The following is a 20,223-nucleotide window of genomic DNA, read 5'->3' on the forward strand; positions in this document are numbered from 1 at the left end:
CATGCTTCTCATTGTATCGTTTTTGAGCGGGAAGACAAATGATTTTTCTGCATCTTCTTGGAAAAACAAATAAAAAAACACCCGCGTTTGCGAGTGTCAAAGGGATGATAAATGATGGGCCAATTCCATTAAATCACTGCGAAAGTTTCTGCCTGTCATTGGGATGCCGTGCCCGGTCAGCAGCGCTTCCGGTTCTCGTTCGGCAAGTCTTTGAATGGACTCGGCGGCCATCTCAGTGTCAGGTGTGAAATAAGCCGGCGGGCCGTGAAGCTCCTGTTTTTGAATGAAGACGTCAGCCATTTTTTCCTGTTCAACTGTAATCACCGCATCGCCAGCGACAAGCACACGGCCGTCCTCGCGGAATAATGAAATATGGCCCGGTGTGTGGCCCGGTGTTGCGATCCAGACCCACTCGTCCAAAAACGGAACAGTGCCGTCTTCAGGCAGCGCTTGAACATGAGAGGAAATATCGATCGAATGGCGCGGAAACAGAGGCGACAGCTTGGCAACCAGACCGCTTTTGCTGTCTGGCCGCGCCGGCGGATAATCCTCTTTTCCGGTCACAAAAGGCATTTCCCGCGAATGGACATAAACAGGAACATCCCAATGCTCAAGGATCTCTTCAATGGCCCCGATATGATCAAAGTGCCCGTGTGTCAGAATAATGGCCTTCAAGTGGTAGTCATCACCGAATCTTTGTTTTGCTTCGTTTAAAATCATGCCGGCTGATTGAGGCATGCCGGCATCTATTAAAATAAATGAATGAGGTTCAGAAGGATACTGAATAAAATAGACATTCGCAATTTGCACGGTCAGACCATGTACACCCTTTGCGGCCTCGAACCCAGTCCCGCTTCTGACTGAAGTCAGCGGCATATAAGGATCACTCATGAAGACACCTCCGGTACGTTGTATGCCGTTAGTGTATGTCATTCCGCCTGAATTATCATGCAGAAATCGAAATGGCACCGATCAATAAAGCGGTAACCGTCATGACAATCACGGCGAGAACCGCCCATTTCAAAGCGAATTTTTGATGATCGTCAATTGAGACACCGACAAGCCCGACAAGCAAATGTGTTGATGGCACTAGCGGACTCAGCATATGAATCGGCTGTCCGATAATTGAGGCTCTTGCAATTTCGACTTTATCAACACCGTATGCGACAGCCGTTTCTGATAAAATCGGCAGCACTCCGTAAAAATACGCGTCATTCGGCATGAGAAATGTGAAAATGCCGCTAGTTAATGCTACAATTGCCGGGATCAAGCCGCCCATTTGTTCAGGAATCATCGACACAAGCGAAATCGCCATTTCGTCAACCATTTTGGTGCCTGTTAAAATTCCCGTAAAAACGCCTGCTGCAAAGATCATGGAGCCAATGGCCAGCACGTTGCTTGAATGTGCTGAAATACGCTGTCTCTGATGATCGAGGTTCGGATAATTCACAATGAGTGCAATACAGAATGCGATGACAAACAGCACCGTTAAACTGACTTTGCCTGATACTAAAAATCCTATCAATGAAAGCGTTAACAACAAATTGAACCGCCAAAGCTTCGGCCGCTTCCACTCATCTTCAACCGAAGCGGCTGGTTCGTTGACATCGGCCGGCTGTTTCAGCTCAATCACACCGAGCCGTTTGCGCTCCGCTTTACCCAGCACATACGAAACTGCGACCATACAAAGCATTCCGCTCGCGATCACAGGGATCATCGGCCCGGTCAGCTCAGCCGGATCAACCCCAAGCGCGCTCGCCGCCCGCGGCGTCGCGCCTCCCCACGGGATCGTATTCATAATCCCCATGCCGACTCCGGCAATTCCCGCCAATATAATCGGCCGGATGCCGAGCAGCAAATAGAGCGGAAGCATCGCGCTTGTTGTAATCATATAGGTTGTTGAACCGTCTCCATCCAATGCAACAAGCATCGTAAGAACCGCTGTCCCGACAACGATTTTTAACGGATCGCCTTTGACCATATTTAATATTTTGGCAACCATCGGATCAAAAAGCCCAGTGTCAATCATGATTCCAAAATATAAAATCGCAAACATAATCATAACAGCCGTCGGCGCCACCTGTTGAATCCCCGAGATCATCATATCGCCAACTTCAGTGAACCCGAAACCGGCTATCAGCGCAAACACAATCGGCGTCAGAACCAATGCCGTCAGGACAGAAAGCCGTTTTGTCATGATCAATACCATAAACACAAGCATCATAAGAAATCCTAAGATTGCTAACACATTCATTCCCCCTTTAAATGAATCCGCTTACATTTTATCCCCTATTCCCCTTTTGCCTTTTTGTCATCGTATGAGAAAAACGGTCTCAAGTAAATAATTTGGTTTTTTTGTATTTTTAATTTTTTAAAACCGTTTTGTTCTTTTTGGTCATTTCTAAACACAAAAAAAGCATTCCGCCTACGGCAGAATACTTTTTGCTTAATTGCCTGTCATGATGGTTTGATAAAACGCTGATTGTTCTTCAAGAAACCGTTTCGTTTCCTTGCTGTTTAAATAAAAGCTCTCCCAGTCCTGCTCGTTTATTTTCTGCTTCCATTCGGGCGAGGATGTCACCTTTTTTAATGCTTGGTCCCAGTAAGAAATCTCTTCCTCAGACATGTTTTTCGGTCCCAGCACCCCTCTCCAATGAGAGAAGACAAACGGAATGCCCTGCTCTTTCCACGTCGGCACTTTTGGAAAACCGGGCAGCCTTTTATCTGACGTGACGGCGGCTAATGTAATCTCGCCGTTTCGCTCGTACGGCTTGGCTTCTGAAACAGTCATGGAAGCTGCTTCTATCTCATGCCTGATAAGCGCCTGGATCAATTCTTCACTGCTGTCAAACTGTAAAAACTCAATGTCGAAAGGGTCAATCCCGTACATATCAGCGGCTCTGACGAACGAGAGCTGATCGTCATTGCCAAGCCCCGGAGAAAAACCGATTTTGACTTTGCCAGGATGCTTCTTGATCTCTTTCAGCACATCCTTTCCGCTTTTCAGCGCCGACCCTTTCGGAAGAGCGACAGTCTGCCATTCCTTAGCGAGAATCGCCAGCGGCGTAAAATCATCAGTTTTTAATTTACTTTGTCCGAGCAGGTAATTGCTCAGGATTAAACTGGACATCATACTGATAGTCTTCCTGCCGCTTTGGTTGACATATTTCCAGCCTTTATCGCCTCCGCTTCCAGGTTTATACACAATATGAATCCCGCCTTTCATCAGCTGTTTTTGCCTGAGCACGGATTGAATCGCCTGCGCCGTGACATCCCAGCCCCCGGAAGGCTCGGCAGGCACAACGATCTCAACCGGCCCGTCCGGCAGACGGGGAGCGGCCGCCTTCCGGATGTCACCTTGCATGAAGACCAATAGACAAATGAATAGGATCACAAGTTTTTTCATCGCTATTCAGCCGCCAAATAATATTTTCTCTCCGGTCTGCCGATAATCCCGTACTCCAGCTCGGCTCGCGCTTCTTCCTTAGACACAAGATACTCGGCATAGCGGCGGGCTGTTGTTCGTGACGCACCCATTGCTTCTCCAAGTTCTTCCGCTGTCATTCCTCTCCCGGCAGTACACAGCGCCTCTTTAATTTTTTTCAGCGTGATCGGATTGATTCCTGTCGGCAAATCCTCCGCAGTGACAGCTCCCTTAGAGCTGCCCCCAAAAATATGGTCAATCATGGATTGGCTGACCTCCGGCTGAGACAGCAGCACCTGCCTTTTTTCTTTATACTGCAGCAGCACCTGTTTGAACTTGTCAGCCGATACAGGCTTTATCAAATAGTTTGCGATCCCCGCCCGCAGCGCTTCCTGTAAGTGGCGGGTTTCCGTTGCGGCTGTGATGATCATAATATCCACTTCCGGAAACCGTCTCCGTATCTCTGGAATCAATGCTGTTCCGAGCTCGTCCGGCATATAAATATCCAATAGCAGCAAATCAGTTTTGTGTGTCTCCAAAAGCAACATTGTCTCTTTTGCATTGCCCGCTTTGCCGATAATGCTGAATCCATCAAGCTGTTGAATCAATCTCTCATGAATTTGCGCAACCCGAAAATCATCCTCCGCAATCACGATGTGAATCAAATGGATTCCCCCTTTGTCTGTTTCTCCTTCGGTATAAAAACAGTAAATACCGCTCCCCCGCTTTTTTGATTTGTCAGCTCGATCCAGCCTCCCAGCTCACGCACTGACTCTTTTACGTTGGCGAGTCCGTAGCCTCTCTTCATCCCCTTTGAAGAGTAGCCCCTTTCAAACACCGCCTCCATTTTATCAGGCGGCACTCCCAGTCCCGTATCGGATACTTCGATAACAATATCCCGTCCGATATCTGTAATAAAACATGAAACCTCCTGTACGCTTTGATCCGCTACAGCTTCGAAAGCGTTATCAATTAAATTGCCGATAATTGTAATGAGATGGGACAAGCCGACATGAGGAGGAAGAGGCCCAAGTGTGCTGTTGTCATCAATCGACAGCTTCACCTTTTTTTCCGACGCTTTGCTCATCTTTCCTAACAAAATCGCCTGCACCTGCTGCGAATGAATATTTTGGAATAAAATATCATGCTGTTCATTTTGGATGGCGTATTCCTCTTTAATCAGTTCAATCGCTTCGTCATATTCACCAAGCTCAAGCAGCCCTAAAATCGCGTATAGCTTATTAGAAAATTCATGAGTCTGGGCGCGCAGGTCCTCTGAGTATTTCCGTACCTCTGTCAGCGTGTCAATCAGCTTTTTCAGTTCTGTTTTTTCTCTGAAGCTGATAACAATTCCATACGCCTGTCCGCCTTGTGTCATGACTTTTGTATTGATAATAAAGACTTGATCGTTGACGCATACCTCCTGATTCGGCGGCATTTCTTCCTGCTCAAGCACAGCCATCAGTTCTGCTCCCGGCATCACGTCATCAACAGGCACGTTCATCACAGGCTCGGAAAGCTTAAGCATTTCAGCCGCCGATACGTTCATCATCGTTACAATGCCTTCACGGTTGGTGGCGATGATCCCTTCCTTAATCGCCCGCAGCATCGCATTCCGCTCCCGATAGAGAGAGGCAATTTCGTGCGGTTCAAGGCCAAGCGTATCCTTTCTGATGCTTTTGGCAAGCGCGGCGGCACCGGCAAATCCAAGCAGCAGCACGAGTACAGCCATGAAGCTTAAGTCTCTCAGATGTCTCTTAATGCCTTGCTCTGTCTTCGTCTGCAGAAAATCAACGGACACGCTGCCGATCACTTGGCTGCGCCCCTTTTGTTCCTCGATAATCGGTGCGCTGCCACGAATCACCCTTTGTCCATCCGCTTTTGTCTCTGAGACGTGAGAGCCTCCAAACAGGATTTCTCTGCTTCTCGTCAGATGCTTATTTCCGCTATTTTCCGCGGCGGTTCGGACCATTCCTTTTTCATCAAGCACATAAATCGCATAAGCGCCGGTCTGTTCTTTCATTTGTTCAATGACCTCCTGCGCCTCAGCAGCTTGCCCGCCTTTCGACACGATAAGCTCCTTTGCCGGCGGCATATAGGAAATCGTTCTCGCCGTCTGTACCGCCAGCTGCTCTGCCTGTTTTCGCCCTTCTTTTGTTTGCTGAACGGCAAACGTGACCGTCAGCACGCCAATCACAAAGATCAGCAGCGCCGCAATCAACCCCATTATTTTTGTTTGCAGAGAAAAATGGAATCGCTTTTTCACCACAGCACCAGCCGTCCTTTCTACCTAGATCATACCATTTTTCGCCCGGTCATTTTCTTATTTTTCAAAATCCATTTCTTTGGTGATCAGGATCTATTATTCAGATCAAGATGTTTCCTTGTCACATTACCAGTGTCCAGTTTTGCTGAACAATCCTTTTTTCATGAAGGAATCATTCCGTCTGAACATTTCAATATACATATAGTATCTGAGTGATAAGGTGAAGGGCGGGAGGTTATGGTGAAAACGAGTCTTATTGTGCTGACTTATAATCAATTGGCGTTAACAAAACAATGCTTGGAGAGCATATGGACGCATACCGATGATGACTGTATAGAAGTGATTGTTGTAGATAACGGCTCTCATGACGGGACACAGGACTACCTCAAACAGATCCCTTCAATCAAAACGATTTTTAATGAAACAAACGAAGGGTTTGCGAAAGCCTGCAATCAGGGCCTTGAGGCCGCTTCGGGGGACAATGTTCTTTTTTTAAACAATGATACTGTTATGACAAGTCATTGGCTGGAGCCGATGATCAAGCTGCTTTATCAAGATGATAAAACCGGCATGGTCGGGCCTGTAAGCAATTATGTCAGCGGGCCTCAGCAAATCTCAGTTGATTACAACAGCTTAGAAGGAATCGAAGCTTTTTCACGGCGCCATTGCATGCAGCAGCGGGGCAAATCAAGAAGCGTTTTAAGGCTGGTCGGATTTTGCCTTCTTGTCAAAAAAGAGGTACTGGACAAAATCGGCTGCTTTGACGAGCGTTTTGGAGGCGGTTCATTTGAGGACGATGATTTGTGCCTTCGCGCTCTGCAGGCAGGATATCAGCTGAAAATCGCCCTTGATTCGTTTGTGCATCATCACGGGCATGCCACGTTTTCCGGAAATCCAGATTTAAGCATCAGCCGATTATATCAGGTCAACCGCCAAACCTTTATAGATAAATGGAAGCACGATGTGACGGCTTTTATTGATCCCCAGCCAGAGCTGACAGCCCTTGTGCCTTCAAAAGCCCGCTCCATCCTGCATATCGGCTGCGGCGCGGGAGCTGCGGGTGCAGAGCTGTTGAACCGGCAAACCTGTACATTGTACGGCATTGAAGAAGATGCATTGCTACGTACAATGGCAAGCGCCTATTATGAACAAGTCACGTCAGCAGATACGGAAACACGCGGCCTTCCTTACCCTGAGGCTTTTTTCGATACCATTTTGATAGGAGACCTTTTGAGCTGCTCGATGCATCCCCGGCGAACGATTGAGGCTCTTGCCGTTTATCTAAAGCCTTCAGGCTCATTGATTTGCAGTATCCCGAATGCAGCTTATGCAGACACGTTTTTTTCTTTATTATGTGGAACACCGGCACACACACATTTCATCACGCCTCAAAACGTAAACACACTATTTCCCGAACACCTTTATGACATAAAATCAACCTCCCATTTAGCCGTTCCTGAATCGAACATACAGCTGTTTTTACAAGAAGTTGAATATCTTGCCGGGCAATTTGATTTGCCTTTGGATCACTTATCAAAACATGCTCAGATTGATTACATGTTTGTCCATGCAATGAAGAAAAAACCTGAAGCGGAGGTGGCGATATGATTTCGATCAGTCTATGTATGATCGTGAAAAATGAGGAAGCCGTTATCGGCCGCTGCTTAGATTCTGTGCGCAGGATTGCTGATGAAATGAACATTGTGGATACCGGCTCAGTTGATCAGACGAAAGACATCGCTGCCCGTTATACAGACCGTATCTTTGATTTTGAATGGATAGACGATTTTGCGGCCGCCCGAAATTTTTCGTTTCAGCAGGCAACAGCTGACTATATTTTATGGCTTGATGCCGATGATGTGTTTACCGAGAAGGATCAAGAACTGTTCTTGGATTTAAAAAGAACGCTTGATCCGCATATTGACGCGGTATCAATGAACTATCACCTGGCGTTTGATGAAGAAAACAACGTCACATCCAGCTTAAGAAGATACCGGCTCGTAAAACGGGAAAAGGGCTTTAAGTGGATCGGCGCGGTTCATGAATATTTAGAGGTGTACGGAAACCTCCATCACAGTGACACAGCGGTTTCTCACATGCCTCTTAGCCATGACGCTGACCGAAATCTGCGAATTTATGAAAACATGGCCTCGTCAGGAAAGGATTTTTCGCCAAGAGATTTATTTTACTATGCGAACGAGCTGTGTGATCACGGAAAAATAGAAAAAGCGATAGAATACTATTTGCGTTTTTTGAAAACAAAGCAGGGATGGGTTGAGGATAATATCAGAGCCTGCAATAAATTAGCAGATTGCTATCATTCATTGGGACTGAAGGAAAAAGAATTAAACTGGGTGCTCCACACGCTCGTCTACGGACCTCCCAGAGCGGAAACGTGCTGCAGATTGGGATTCTCTTTTTTAGAAAAAAACGATGTCCAAACCGCTGTCTATTGGTATGAAAAAGCAATAGAAGATAGAGGCTCAGAAAGCTTGGCTTTTCAGAACCGCGCCTGCGCCATCTGGCTGCCTCACATACAATTAGCCGTCTGCTACGATAAGCTTGGCCAGCATCAGCTTGCCTATCAGCATAATGAATCGGCTTTACAATACCGTCCTCATGATTCAAGAATGCTTGCCAACAAAACATACTTTGAAGAGGTCCTGCAGCAGCAGGCTGGCTCCGGAGGTGAACATCATGGAAATCAATAAAAGGTCACTTGCTGATTCTATGAAAGAATATGAGCGAAAAGATAAAGAGTATTACAAAAGCATCAACCGGCAGCTGTTTGACCTGGTAGAACCCCATGCGAAAACCATTCTTGAGGTCGGATGCGCCGAAGGCCTGTTTGGCGCAGCTGTTAAGGAAAAAATGAATTGCTCCTATTTTGGGGTCGAATCATATCCGCCAGCTGCCGAAAAAGCCGCTCATCACATTGACGAAGTGATAACAGGAGACATCGAAACATTGAAGCTTCCTTTTGAAAAAAACACATTTGATCACGTCATCTTCGGCGATGTATTGGAGCACTTAATAGACCCTTGGACAGTGTTAGCTAACATGAAGCCTTACGTAAAAGAAACAGGGAGCATTTTGGCAAGCATTCCGAATATCGGGCATATCTCAATTTTTGAAAGTCTGCTGACCGGCAAATGGACGTATACACAGGCTGGGCTGCTCGATAAAACACACTACCGTTTTTTCACCTTGCAGGAAATGAAGAAGATGTTTCATGAAACAGGTTACAAGGTCAGCCAGATCAATCCTATTTCCTTTACGACTCACTATTATGAAAAAATGATCAGCAAACTGGCACATGTCAGAGCAAACATGGGAATTCACCATGCAAATTTCGAGGAGGAAGCCAGAGCCTATCAATATGTCATAAAGGCGCAAAAAAGATGAAACAGCATCTAAATGAAAATTCCATTTGCTTCATTACATGTGTTAATGATGACACCCTTTATGACCTCTGCCTGAGACATATCCAGTCTCTATCAGTACCGCCGCATATGGAGGTTGAGTTAATTGATATACGAAAGGCTGACAGTATGGCCTCCGGCTACCAGGCGGCAATGCATCAGTCAGACGCAAAATATAAAGTGTATGTCCATCAGGATACATTTATCATCAATCGTTCATTTATTTACGATATCCTGCATGTCTTTCAGCAGAACGATGCGCTTGGCATGATAGGCGTCATAGGAGCTGAAGAAGTGCCGCAAAGCGGGATTTGGTGGGAGGCTTCTAAAAAAGCGGGAAAAGTCATTGAATACCGCAGTACGTATAGCTATTTGTCGTTTGATGAGATAGACGGAACCGTGAAAACAGTTGAAGCATTAGACGGTTTATTGCTGGCCACCCAGTACGATCTCCCGTGGCGGAAAGAGATCTTTGACGGCTGGCATTTTTACGATACTTCTCAATGCTTTGAGTTCAGGAAAAAGGGATATCTTGTCGGTATTCCTCATCAAAAAGAGCCATGGGTCATACATGCTTGCGGCAATGAGTTTGATTCTGACCAGTATTCTGATTACCTTAAAAGATTTTTGGGGGAATATTTCAAAACATGATAAGTCTTTCATTGGGCACAACAAGAAACCTACTTTTTTTATAAAGTAGGTTTCTTGTTTCAAATGCTTGAATTTTAAAAAAGAAGTGACTCTCATTCTCTATTATTAAGGGAACCTAATAGCATTTATATCTAGGTTTAGTGCGGTGCTGCCACTCACATTACTTATTGTGGTAAAGATTATCCTAACCTCATAAGAAGTCGTGCCTGTGACTGTTGTAGTATCTACATACGTTGTAGCAATTGGAAATCTTGACGTAATGGCAGCATTAACATTTCTTTGGACAGAGCGTATATCTACCAATACTCCGTTTCTATAAATTCTGGTTTGGAAAGTAAAGTTCGAGTTAGCTGTCGTTGTCACATCAACAGAAATGGCAAAATCTAATTTTATTAATTGGCCAGCGACTGTTGGCAGACTTAAAGTCCCAATTGACGTTTCAGTACCGTTAACAGCAACTGAAACTGGGCCTGCTACCTCATTGTAAAACAGCTGCGGATTCGGTCCTGTTGGGCCTGTGGCTCCTGTCGCTCCGGTTGATCCCGTTACACCAGTTGATCCGGTTGATCCCGTTGATCCGGTTGCTCCCGTTGCTCCGGTTGATCCCGTTGATCCGGTTGATCCCGTTGATCCGGTTACTCCAGTTACACCAGTTGATCCGGTTGGACCTGTTGGTCCGGTTGGTCCGGTTACTCCAGTTACACCTGTTGGTCCCGTCGCTCCTGTTGATCCCGTTGATCCAGTTTCTCCGGTTGCTCCCGTCGCTCCCGTTGATCCGGTTACTCCGGTTGATCCTGTTGATCCTGTTGATCCTGTTGATCCTGTTGATCCCGTTGATCCCGTTGCTCCTGTTGCTCCGGTTACACCAGTTGATCCGGTTGGTCCTGTTGGTCCGGTTGCTCCGGTTGGTCCGGTTACTCCGGTTGGTCCTGTTGGTCCTGTTTCCCCGGTTGATCCAGTTGATCCGGTTACACCAGTTACACCAGTTGATCCGGTTGGTCCTGTTTCCCCGGTTGATCCTGTTACTCCAGTTACACCTGTTGGTCCCGTCGCTCCGGTTGATCCCGTTGATCCAGTTTCTCCGGTTGTTCCAGTGACTCCTGTTGATCCTGTGACACCAGTTTCTCCTGTTGCACCAGTTGATCCGGTTGCTCCGGTTGCTCCAGTTGCTCCAGTTGCTCCCGTCGGCCCAGTCGGCCCGGTTGGTCCAATCCCCCCGGTAGACTCTATTAAAGAAACATCATCAATTAGAACAGAACCAAAAGTAGCTTTACTTATTACCACTACTGCATTTACTGCTTCTGAGGGAGGGGCAATTGGTCTATATATTTCATTCCATGTATTAAATGAGACATTTGGCAAATTTCCGGCAGCAATGATCATTTCCTGTCCGCCTTCAATCTGTTCTCCTTCACTGTTAACAAATAGAATTTGTATAGTGACTTGAGGACTTGGATTGTTCCCCGTTTTCCCAAGCGAAACAGTGAATATAAGAGATTGTCCAGAAACGACAGGCACGATCTGCCCTAAAAAAGCATAAGGCTGGCTGCTGATAAACTGTGCGGAATAGCTTCCAGAATGGGCAAAAGTATTAATAACGGACGTATTTGCAAAAGCCCAGCCCGTCAGATTGCCTGTTTCAAAACCTCCATTTACAATCACATTATTCACTCAACTTCATTCCCCGCCCTCTTTGATTAGTTCCAGCTATTATATGCAGGAAAATTATCATCGGTCTGTAAGGTCACTAAACAAAATAAAAAAAGGTGATTGTCCCTGCATCACCTTTCTTTCCCTGTATTTGTAGAAAACCCATCTATGCTAGATATGCTGCTAGTACGCCGGACATTTCTCACTAGGTTAAGCGATCACCTGCCAATTATATTTTCCCGCTTTCTTCTCAGTTCTTTGCTTTTTATACCAACTTTTCATATACCGACTACTATAACGAGAGGCATAATCCCGTTTTGTTCTTGCGCTGAAACCCATCCATTATAAACCACCTCATCATCTGTTGCTCACGCCCTAAAGTAATGTGATCAAACATAAAAAAAGGCAGACCGCGTCTGCCTTTTTTCTTTCTACCATATCCCTAATAATTTCCACCATAATCCGCCGATCACAAGCCATGTGACAATATGAACGATCGACAGGATAAATCCGATAGACCACCATTTGCCTTGCGAAATGTAGCCTGCTCCGAAGAAGACCGGAGCCGCTCCAGAACCGTAGTGGGTTGTTGACCCGAACAGATTGCTGAAGAATGCGAGGCTCAGCGCTGCTAAAAGCGGCGGTGCGCCCGCTGCCACAATAACAGCCAAAAATGCTGAATACATCGCACTGATGTGGGCTGTCGCACTTGCAAAGAAGTAGTGAGAGTAATAATACACAACAATTAAAATTAAAAATGCCACAATCCAAGAGAACCCTGATACAGATGATTTCATGGCGTTGCTGAACCAAGAAACCATGCCTAATTCATTCAGGAAGTTGGCCAGCATAACAAGCGCCGCAAACCAAGTGAGCGTATCCCAAGCGCCCTTTTCTTTCTTGATATCATCCCAAGTCAGAACCTGTGATAATAAAAGAACTGACAATCCGATCAGTGCGGTTGTGGTTGCGTCGATGTTGAAGCTGCCGCCAAAAATCCAAAGAGCAAGCACTAAAAGAAACACAATAACCATGGAAAGCTCTGATTTTTTAAATGGTCCCATTTCTTTCAGTTTTTCGGTTGCGATTTTCGCTGCGTCCGGTGTTTCTTTAATTTCCGGCGGATACAGCTTGTAAATCACAAGCGGTGTGATGATTAAGCTTACAAGTCCCGGCACAATCGCGGCAATTGCCCAGCTTGTCCATGTTAAGTCCACCCCTGCGACATCATGGGCCAGCTTGGCAATCAGCGGGTTTGCCGCCATCGCCGTCAGGAACATAGCAGATGTAATCAAGTTTCCCTGAAAACCGGTTTTTAATAAGAAAGCACCGATTTTTCTTTCTGTTCCATCTGCCGGGCTTGATCCGAATGTTTCGGATAATGATCTGATAATAGGAAATATAATGCCTCCTGCACGCGCCGTATTACTTGGAATAGCAGGTGATAATATTAAATCACTGAACAGCAGTGAATAAGAAAGTCCAAGGGTTTTCTTCCCGAATTTCTGAACGAATACATACGAAATTCTCGCACCTAGCCCGGTTTTGATAAATCCCCGGGAAATAAAGAATGCGATGACGATAAGCCAGATGGTCTTATTCCCGAATCCGCTTAATGTATCCTCAATTGATAATGTTCCAGTTAATGCAGTAACCGCCAATGCAAAAATTGCAATTGCACCCATTGGCAAGGGCTTGGAGATAAAGCCGATAATTGTCGCGACGAAAATCGCAAACAAATGCCATGCTTTAGGTTCAAGTCCGGACGGAGCGGGAATAAACCAGATGATTAGTCCCACAGCGACAGTAATAAGCAATGGAACAAGCTTTACTGCTGACTGTTTTCCTGCGTCTTTTTCTGAAGCCATAAATAGGTCTCCTCCTATATACTTGTTTTCCGATCCCCTTTTTCATTCTACTCCTTAACTAAGTTAATAAACATTTTAATTAATTAAAAAACACAAAGGTGAGCAGCCCTTTGTGTTTTTTTCATTTCTTAATTTAGTTTACCCGCGCCCGCTTGAGATATAACACTTGACTTCACATTCGCGGAAGCATCAATTGATCCGTGCAGAGATGGCGTCCATCCGACAGAAGAGCTCAGCCCGTTTGCAGCCGATGCGTTGATCTGCGTACCGTTCAGCAATGTGCCGGAATCGTATAAAGCCGTTCCCCCGCTGAATACGCTGATCGTTTTAGCAGCAGTCAATCCCGGAACGTCAATGGCATTGTTTTGTGCATAAATTTTTGATGATTTTCCGATTCCCCATGCATAGCTAAAGGCATAATCTGATGAGTTTTTATTGCCTTCATAATAGTTGTTGTAAACGTGTACCTGTCCAAAACGGACTCTCGGTGCGCGCTGAACGATATTTTTGTAGCGGTTATGATGCAGTGTGATTTTTAATTTGCCGTCATCGGAGGTTTTGCTGTCGCTTGATCCGAAAATGGAGCTTTTATCATGATCGTGATAAAAGTTATAAGACATTGTAATGTAATTAGCGCCGTTAGAGGCATCAGTTTGGCCGTCATGGTGCTGATATTCTCTTCCAAAATACTTTGGAGAGGTGCTGTCTGGACGGGAACCGTCATTAAATGTACAGTGATCGATCCATACATGTGTACCGCCGTTTATTGTGATGTTGTCATATTGTGAGTTCCAGTTTCCTGAACTTCCGTCAGTCGGGTCCCATTGCGGGAAATAGTCATATGCGTCTTGGAATTCGATATTGCGGATAATGACGTTATCACTCTTGATCTGGAAGTTTCCGCCCAGAACTTTAGCATTTGACCCTGAACCAACGATCGTCGTATTTGCAGGGATATCCACCATCACGCGTGCCTTTTGGTTTTTCTGTGAGCGTGCTCTGGCCTCTTCCTGTGTTCCGGATGGCTCTTTTTTGCCCCATGTGCTTGGGTCATAGGCTTTCAAATATTTGTTCAAATCGTACTCTGGATCTTTATAATCATTCAGACCAAGCGGCTTCAGATTGTCATCGACATTCATGTCAATCGTTCCCTTGATATAAATGATTTTTGGCGTTGTGTTGGTGTCCTTGCCCAAAGCCGAAACGAGCTGATTTCTGTTGCTGACTGTATACACGTGGGATGACGAGGCTTTTGATCCGCCTGTCGTGCCGGTCGAGTACGCTCCCCAGCCATCATTTGACCCTAACGTCTGATGGCCCAAATCCGCTGCGTTCGCCCCAACCGGAGTCAAGCCTAATAACAAAGCCGTGGCTAACATCACTTTTTTCATTCAGTATGAACCCCCATTTTCTATTTTGTGAGAATTTGTTCCATATTCTCACAAAAAACATAATAGCAAATTCATGGGCGTCCATAACCGAAAATGTGCGGCTTTTTATTGCGGCATCCTGCAAAAAAACACCGCAAAAACCGCAAATATAAAAAACCCCAAAAGGACGATAATCGCCTTTTGGGGTTACATTCCTGCATTATGCCCAAGATTTTACTTTTTCGTTGTCTGTCACAAAGAGAAGCACTTTCCCTTCATCGAGCCGTTTTTCAAACTGAGCCGCTTCGTCTTCTGAAAAACCGATTTCGTGGATTTTATTGCGAAGCTCGTCTCCTTTTTTATTAAATATGTTCCCTACCGCATGTTTGAAACCTGTTTCTTTGGCTCCGATCGTGTTGGCATTCGTGTTGTCTGCCAGTCGTTCCGTTCTGTCATCGTCGTGAGCTAAGACGTATACATCCTCTTTTGCGACACCCATTTGCTGTAATTCTTCTACATCCTTCATGAGCTGTTCATCGTTTGTATACTCTCTTACAACTGGTTTCATATCCAATTCCTCCTTCATCATGTCTATGTTATATTCATACCCGATCCTTTTTCTATGAAACAGCATCCAGAGCATTGGGCACAAAAACAGGAAGAATGGTAGTAGATATTTCATTTCTAACCATGGTAAAGTGATAGAACGAGAGTATTTTCAGAATAGTCAAAATCAAAACCGCTGCACGGGGCGTCCGAACATGAATCGCCATTTTTATCCGTACAAGCAGGAGGTATGTCCAATGCAATACTTTTCACCAGAACAGCAATACAATGCGTGGGTTGTGAGTGATTTAGTAAAACAGGTCTTCCATCAGCGTGTCGGCTATTCAGCCGGCATTCACCAGCTTGCCATCTTTGCCGAAGAAACATTTCACATCGATATTGACTTTGTTTTCTCTATTGTCATGAATATCGGAGACATTGAATTTGCGCTCTCTGAAGAAATCGAAAGAAAATTGTCCGGCTATCTCAGCGTTCTTCTTCCCCATGTCAGCAGAGATATGCTTGAAGCCTCTAAAGCCAACGCCAGTTCGTTTTTATCCCACAGACACGGCGATGCTGTGTACGATTTATTTGTGCCATATGACCCATACATCAAAAAAACATAAAGCAGCCGCTTCTGTTTCTTTATTTAAAAAATATTGACATAGGAAGCCATGCTATTATAGTGTTTATTTGTGATAATGATTCTCATTATTAAATTCAGAAAAAAGGAAGAAAACAATGCGCACCTATCCTAACAAGTTTATTGCCATCATCAGTGTTTTATTAATCGCTTGTTTCATTATATCCGGCTGTTCATCAAGTCAGGATAACAGCGGAAGCAAAGCCGGAAGCAAATCTAAGGATTCAAGAGTCATTCAGCACGAAGACGGGAAAACAACAGTGACCGGCACACCTAAAAAAGTCGTTGTGCTTGAGCTTTCATTCCTGGATGCTGTTTACAACCTCGGCATCACGCCGGTAGGCATCGCCGATGACAACAAAAAAGACATGATTCAAAAGCTGGTCGGCAGCTCGATTGATTATACATCAGTAGGCACGCGAAGCGAACCGAATCTTGAGGTCATCAGCTCCTTGAAGCCTGATTTAATCATCGCTGACGCTGAACGCCATAAAAACATTTACAAACAGCTGAAACGAATCGCACCGACCATTGAATTGAAAAGCCGGGAAGCGACTTATGATGAAACAATCGACAGCTTCAATACCATTTCTAAAGCATTAAATAAAGAAAAAGAAGGAAAAGAAAAGCTTGCCGACCATACAAAGGTCATTGACGATCTGAAAGCGGAGCTTCCGAAAGATGAAGACCGCAGCATCGTTCTCGGCGTGGCAAGAGCCGATTCCTTCCAGCTTCATACGTCATCTTCTTATGACGGAGAAATCTTCAGCATGCTCGGCTTTACGCACGCCGTGAAGTCAGATAACGCGTATCAAGAGGTCAGCCTCGAGCAGTTAAGCAAAATCGATCCTGATATTTTGTTTATTTCAGCCAACGAGGGTAAAACAATCGTAGATGAGTGGAAAAAGAATCCGCTTTGGAAAAACCTAAAAGCGGTGAAAAACGGACAAATCTACGATGCAGACCGCGACATTTGGACAAGATTCAGAGGAATCAAGTCCAGTGAAACAAGCGCCAAAGACGTGCTCAAAAAAGTGTATAATAAGTAGGACAAAAGAGAAGCGAGGAGAATCCTTGCTTCTTCGTTTTTGCAAACAGACGCAGCAAGGAAGTGAGACTGTTGTATTACTCAGCCAAACGGCGCTCATCATCAAGATTGATGGTTTTTATCATTGCACTGATCATCCTTATTTTCGGGCTTGGGCTGAATCTCTCAGTAGGCGCCTCAGACATCGGCATCATTGATGCTTTGACATATCTTTTTGTATGGGACGGTTCAAAAGAACAGCTTATCATCTCTACTCTTCGCCTCCCCCGCACATTAATCGGCGTTTTCGTCGGCGCCAGCCTGGCTGTAGCAGGGGCGCTGATGCAGGCCATGACAAGAAACCCTCTGGCTTCACCTCAAATTTTCGGTGTGAATGCGGGTGCATCGCTGTTTGTCGTTGCTTCTCTCGTCATTCTGCCGGCGTCGTCCTACTCTTCGGTTGTGTTCGCTTTTGCAGGTGCGGCGGCAGGCGGCGCAATTGTGTATATGATTGCCTCTTCCGGCGGAATGACACCTGTCAAACTGGCGCTGTCAGGAATGGCGGTGCATTTGTTCCTGTCCTCCATGACACAGGCGATTATTATTTTAAATGAGTCGGGAGAGGATGTGCTGTATTGGATGACGGGTGCGATTGACGGCAGCAATTGGCAGGACGTCATGACCATTGCCCCGTTTTCTGTCATCGGCATTGGACTTGCCCTTGTGTTTTCAGGTCCCGTTTCTGTTCTCGGTCTCGGTGATGAAACCGCAAAAGGACTCGGGCAAAACATGAACGGCATGCGGATTCTGATCAGCTTTATCATTTTAATTCTATCGGGCGCTTCTGTGGCGGTTGCCGGCCCAATCGGCTTTGTCGGGCTGCTCATCCCGCATATCGTCCGCAAGCTGATCGGAGAAAATTACAAGTATGTGCTGCCTTTTTCAGCGCTGTTCGGCGCCATCTTATTGGTGTACGCAGATGTCCTGGCCAGATGGATTGCATTCCCTTCTGAATCCCCGGTCGGCATTGTCACCGCCATTATCGGCACACCATTTTTCTTATATTTAGCAAGGAAAGGGCGAAATCTGAAATGAAGAAATCAACCAGAAAACAAAAACGCCCCTTGCTGGCCATCCTTATATTGGCTGTCATCTTGCTAGTGCTGTCCGTGATCAGCATCGGCTTCGGGGCATTGTATATTTCACCTGATGCGGTGGTTACGAATCTGTTAGGGATGGATCATTCCTTCGAGTTTATTATTCAGCAGTACCGGCTCCCCCGCATTATACTGGCGATTCTGGCAGGCGCCGGGCTTGCCGCTGCCGGAGCCATTTTGCAGGGTGTCATCCGAAATCCCCTTGCGTCTCCGGACGTTGTCGGAATTTCAAAAGGGTCCGGACTGGCCGCCATGGCCGTTATTCTCATTTTTCCTGAGTCTCCGGTCTACGTGCTGCCGTTCTCCGCATTTGCCGGAGCAGCCATTATTGCTGTAGTATTATTAATGATAGCCCGCAAAAAAAGCATTCAGCCCTCATCATTGGCTTTATCAGGCATTGCCTTAGGCGCGGTCTGCCACGCCGGCATGCAATATATGATGGTCAAATTTCCGGGGGACGTTAATGCAGCGCTCATTTGGCTGACAGGCAGCCTCTGGGGGAGAAACTGGGAAGAAGTCAAGCTCCTTGCGCCATGGCTGCTTGTCCTTTTGCCGATTGTCTGCATCCTCATTCCGAAGCTGGATCTGATGTCACTCGGAGATGAGCTAGCGCAGGGTCTCGGCGAAAACGCAAACCGGCTGAGATTCATCCTGATTTTCACCGCAGTTGCACTGGCGGGGAGCTGTGTAGCCGTCGTCGGATCAATCGGTTTTATCGGGCTGCTTGCTCCGCATATCGCCAGAAGGCTTGCCGGAGAAAAAGCTAAATATTTACTGCCTGCATCGGCATTAATCGGTGCTATTATATTACTAATCGCAGATACATTAGGACGCGGCATCATGCCTCCGGTTGAGATACCCGCCGGAATATTGACAGCTGTGATCGGCGCGCCTTATTTTTTATATTTATTGAAATTCGAAGCGAGGAAACAGTAGGGAGAGGATACCATGGGAAAACTGGCTGCAGACCAGCTCACTCTTTCATATGACAGCACAGTGATTATTGACGGAGTCGATTTAAAGATTGAAGAAGGAAAAATCACTGTGCTCATCGGCGCCAACGGCTGCGGAAAATCAACAATCCTCAAATCGCTGGCCAGGCTGATGGCCCCAAAAAGCGGCACGGTCCTATTAGAAGGAAAAGATATTCATCGCCAGCCGTCCAAAGAAGTAGCTAAAAAGCTGGCGATTCTTCCTCAGTCTCCTCAAGCGCCTGAAGGATTGACGGTACAGGAACTATGCTATTTCGGCAGACATCCTCATAAAAAACTGTTATCCAAGCATACGCAAGAGGATCACGATATGGTAGAGTGGGCGCTTGACGCAACCGGGATGAATGAGCTGAAGGACCGGACACTTGATGCCCTTTCAGGCGGTCAAAGACAAAGAGCCTGGATTTCCATGGCGCTTGCACAAGGCACTGATTTGCTTTTGCTCGATGAACCGACCACTTACTTGGACATTTCTCACCAAATTGAGGTGCTGGAGCTGCTGAAAAAACTGAACCGGGATCATGGACGCACAGTTGTCATGGTGCTTCACGACTTAAACCAAGCCGCTCAATATGCTGACTATCTGATCAGCGTACTGGACGGAAAAATCTACAATGCCGGAACGCCGGAAGACGTCTTTACCCAGCCGTTTTTCCGGGAAGTCTTCGGCTTGGAATGCTGCATCATGAGAAGCCCGATCGACCAGAAGCCGATGTGCCTGCCGATGGGACTATGCCCAAAATTACGGACGTGATGAAAAAGGAGAGGAAACCCTAGGCTGTCGAGAAACTTGACAGCCTTCATTTTCCCTTATAATATTTCATTCTCACATTTAATTGATGTTTAACTAAAAAAACATGTTATTCTTCTCATGTTCCACACGAGAAACTCTTAATATAAAGTTAAATTTGTTCTTATTGACCAACTTGTTAAAGTTGTATATCTCTTCGATTCTCAACAAGACATAAACTTTATCTCATACATAGAAAAGACCGAAAGAATTATAGTAAGTCATCCCTCGAAATGTGTGGAAAGACCAAAAAAAGTGACAAAATTAGATTGTGTATCAGAAAAAGAAAGAATCAAAACAGTGGTAAGGGGCTTTGCTATTGCAGGTTCAATTAAAAATCGAAATGTAAATTGACAGAATAATATATATTTATCACAAAAATATATTGAAGATTTAAATATTCAACGGAGCTTGGGC

Annotated in this window: 17 protein-coding genes and 1 pseudogene; 9 read left to right on the top strand and 9 right to left on the bottom strand. The window is 45.7% G+C overall.

Features of this window, described 5'->3' with window-relative positions; all coding sequences use genetic code 11:
• Window positions 1-96: 96 nt before the first annotated feature.
• The 5 genes and pseudogenes from ACQVGS_RS18045 to ACQVGS_RS18065 all read right to left on the bottom strand — a co-directional run bounded on the left by ACQVGS_RS18045 (window position 97) and on the right by ACQVGS_RS18065 (window position 5,693).
• The gene (locus ACQVGS_RS18045) at window positions 97-891 is read right to left on the bottom strand and encodes an MBL fold metallo-hydrolase (RefSeq protein ID WP_151174837.1); all 795 of its coding nucleotides are present in this window, start codon (window positions 889-891) and stop codon (window positions 97-99) included.
• Window positions 892-946: 55 nt separating this feature from the next.
• Window positions 947-2,248: an Mg(2+)/citrate complex secondary transporter CitM gene (citM, locus tag ACQVGS_RS18050; RefSeq protein WP_024120563.1), complete on the bottom strand. Its 1,302-nt coding sequence runs from the start codon at window positions 2,246-2,248 to the stop codon at window positions 947-949.
• 198 nt (window positions 2,249-2,446) lie between these two features.
• The gene (locus tag ACQVGS_RS18055) at window positions 2,447-3,406 is read right to left on the bottom strand and encodes a tripartite tricarboxylate transporter substrate binding protein (RefSeq protein ID WP_151174836.1); all 960 of its coding nucleotides are present in this window, start codon (window positions 3,404-3,406) and stop codon (window positions 2,447-2,449) included.
• Window positions 3,407-3,408: 2 nt separating this feature from the next.
• Window positions 3,409-4,089 (bottom strand): response regulator, encoded by a 681-nt coding sequence (locus ACQVGS_RS18060; protein WP_106021448.1) that lies wholly within the window; start codon window positions 4,087-4,089, stop codon window positions 3,409-3,411.
• A pseudogene (locus ACQVGS_RS18065) lies at window positions 4,061-5,693 on the bottom strand (sensor histidine kinase). Before ACQVGS_RS18065 ends, ACQVGS_RS18060 begins: the two are co-directional and overlap by 29 nt.
• Window positions 5,694-5,927: 234 nt before the next feature.
• Here ACQVGS_RS18065 and ACQVGS_RS18070 point away from each other — a divergent pair.
• Genes ACQVGS_RS18070 through ACQVGS_RS18085 form a run of 4 tightly spaced genes read left to right on the top strand, consistent with a single transcriptional unit; the run spans window position 5,928 to window position 9,763 of the window.
• Complete coding sequence (locus ACQVGS_RS18070; RefSeq protein WP_151174834.1) at window positions 5,928-7,298, top strand: glycosyltransferase family 2 protein; 1,371 nt, start codon at window positions 5,928-5,930, stop codon at window positions 7,296-7,298.
• Complete coding sequence (locus ACQVGS_RS18075; RefSeq protein WP_491830319.1) at window positions 7,295-8,401, top strand: tetratricopeptide repeat-containing glycosyltransferase family 2 protein; 1,107 nt, start codon at window positions 7,295-7,297, stop codon at window positions 8,399-8,401. Before ACQVGS_RS18070 ends, ACQVGS_RS18075 begins: the two co-directional genes overlap by 4 nt.
• Window positions 8,388-9,095 carry a class I SAM-dependent methyltransferase gene (locus tag ACQVGS_RS18080; protein ID WP_095714413.1) on the top strand — a complete coding sequence of 236 codons (708 nt, stop codon included), beginning with the start codon at window positions 8,388-8,390 and terminating at the stop codon, window positions 9,093-9,095. Before ACQVGS_RS18075 ends, ACQVGS_RS18080 begins: the two co-directional genes overlap by 14 nt.
• On the top strand, window positions 9,092-9,763 hold the full coding sequence (locus tag ACQVGS_RS18085) for a glycosyltransferase family protein (protein WP_095714412.1): 672 nt from the start codon (window positions 9,092-9,094) through the stop codon (window positions 9,761-9,763). The genes ACQVGS_RS18080 and ACQVGS_RS18085 overlap by 4 nt, the downstream gene beginning before the upstream one ends.
• A gap of 105 nt (window positions 9,764-9,868) precedes the next feature.
• On the opposite strand, the gene ACQVGS_RS18090 is transcribed toward ACQVGS_RS18085, so the two are convergent.
• The 4 genes from ACQVGS_RS18090 to ACQVGS_RS18105 form a co-directional block, all read right to left on the bottom strand.
• Window positions 9,869-11,434 carry an NTTRR-F1 domain gene (locus ACQVGS_RS18090; RefSeq protein ID WP_487446377.1) on the bottom strand — a complete coding sequence of 522 codons (1,566 nt, stop codon included), beginning with the start codon at window positions 11,432-11,434 and terminating at the stop codon, window positions 9,869-9,871.
• Window positions 11,435-11,844: 410 nt separating this feature from the next.
• A complete protein-coding gene (locus tag ACQVGS_RS18095; protein WP_151174831.1) occupies window positions 11,845-13,281 on the bottom strand; it encodes an anion permease in 1,437 nt (478 codons plus the stop codon).
• A 128-nt stretch (window positions 13,282-13,409) separates the two neighbouring features.
• Window positions 13,410-14,672 (bottom strand): pectate lyase, encoded by a 1,263-nt coding sequence (locus tag ACQVGS_RS18100; RefSeq protein WP_103672169.1) that lies wholly within the window; start codon window positions 14,670-14,672, stop codon window positions 13,410-13,412.
• Between the two features lie 199 nt (window positions 14,673-14,871).
• Window positions 14,872-15,219, bottom strand: coding sequence for a YflT domain-containing protein (locus ACQVGS_RS18105; protein ID WP_024120550.1), 348 nt, complete (start codon window positions 15,217-15,219; stop codon window positions 14,872-14,874).
• A 235-nt stretch (window positions 15,220-15,454) separates the two neighbouring features.
• Here ACQVGS_RS18105 and ACQVGS_RS18110 point away from each other — a divergent pair, with 235 nt between their 5' ends.
• The 5 genes from ACQVGS_RS18110 to yfmF all read left to right on the top strand — a co-directional run bounded on the left by ACQVGS_RS18110 (window position 15,455) and on the right by yfmF (window position 19,770).
• On the top strand, window positions 15,455-15,823 hold the full coding sequence (locus ACQVGS_RS18110; RefSeq protein ID WP_024120548.1) for a DUF3212 family protein: 369 nt from the start codon (window positions 15,455-15,457) through the stop codon (window positions 15,821-15,823).
• Between the two features lie 115 nt (window positions 15,824-15,938).
• Window positions 15,939-16,889, top strand: a complete 951-nt coding sequence (gene yfmC / locus ACQVGS_RS18115) for a Fe(3+)-citrate ABC transporter substrate-binding protein YfmC (RefSeq protein ID WP_101860586.1) — start codon at window positions 15,939-15,941, stop codon at window positions 16,887-16,889.
• A 71-nt stretch (window positions 16,890-16,960) separates the two neighbouring features.
• Window positions 16,961-17,962, top strand: a complete 1,002-nt coding sequence (fecD, locus tag ACQVGS_RS18120; RefSeq protein WP_491830320.1) for a Fe(3+) dicitrate ABC transporter permease FecD — start codon at window positions 16,961-16,963, stop codon at window positions 17,960-17,962.
• Window positions 17,959-18,960 carry a Fe(3+)-citrate ABC transporter permease YfmE gene (yfmE, locus tag ACQVGS_RS18125; RefSeq protein ID WP_101860588.1) on the top strand — a complete coding sequence of 334 codons (1,002 nt, stop codon included), beginning with the start codon at window positions 17,959-17,961 and terminating at the stop codon, window positions 18,958-18,960. Before fecD ends, yfmE begins: the two co-directional genes overlap by 4 nt.
• Before the next feature lie 12 nt (window positions 18,961-18,972).
• Entirely contained in the window at window positions 18,973-19,770 is a 798-nt protein-coding gene (yfmF, locus tag ACQVGS_RS18130) for a Fe(3+)-citrate ABC transporter ATP-binding protein YfmF (protein ID WP_010333352.1), read from the top strand.
• Window positions 19,771-20,223: the final 453 nt, after the last annotated feature.

The sequence above is a fragment of the Bacillus sp. SD127 genome (genome assembly GCF_058566445.1).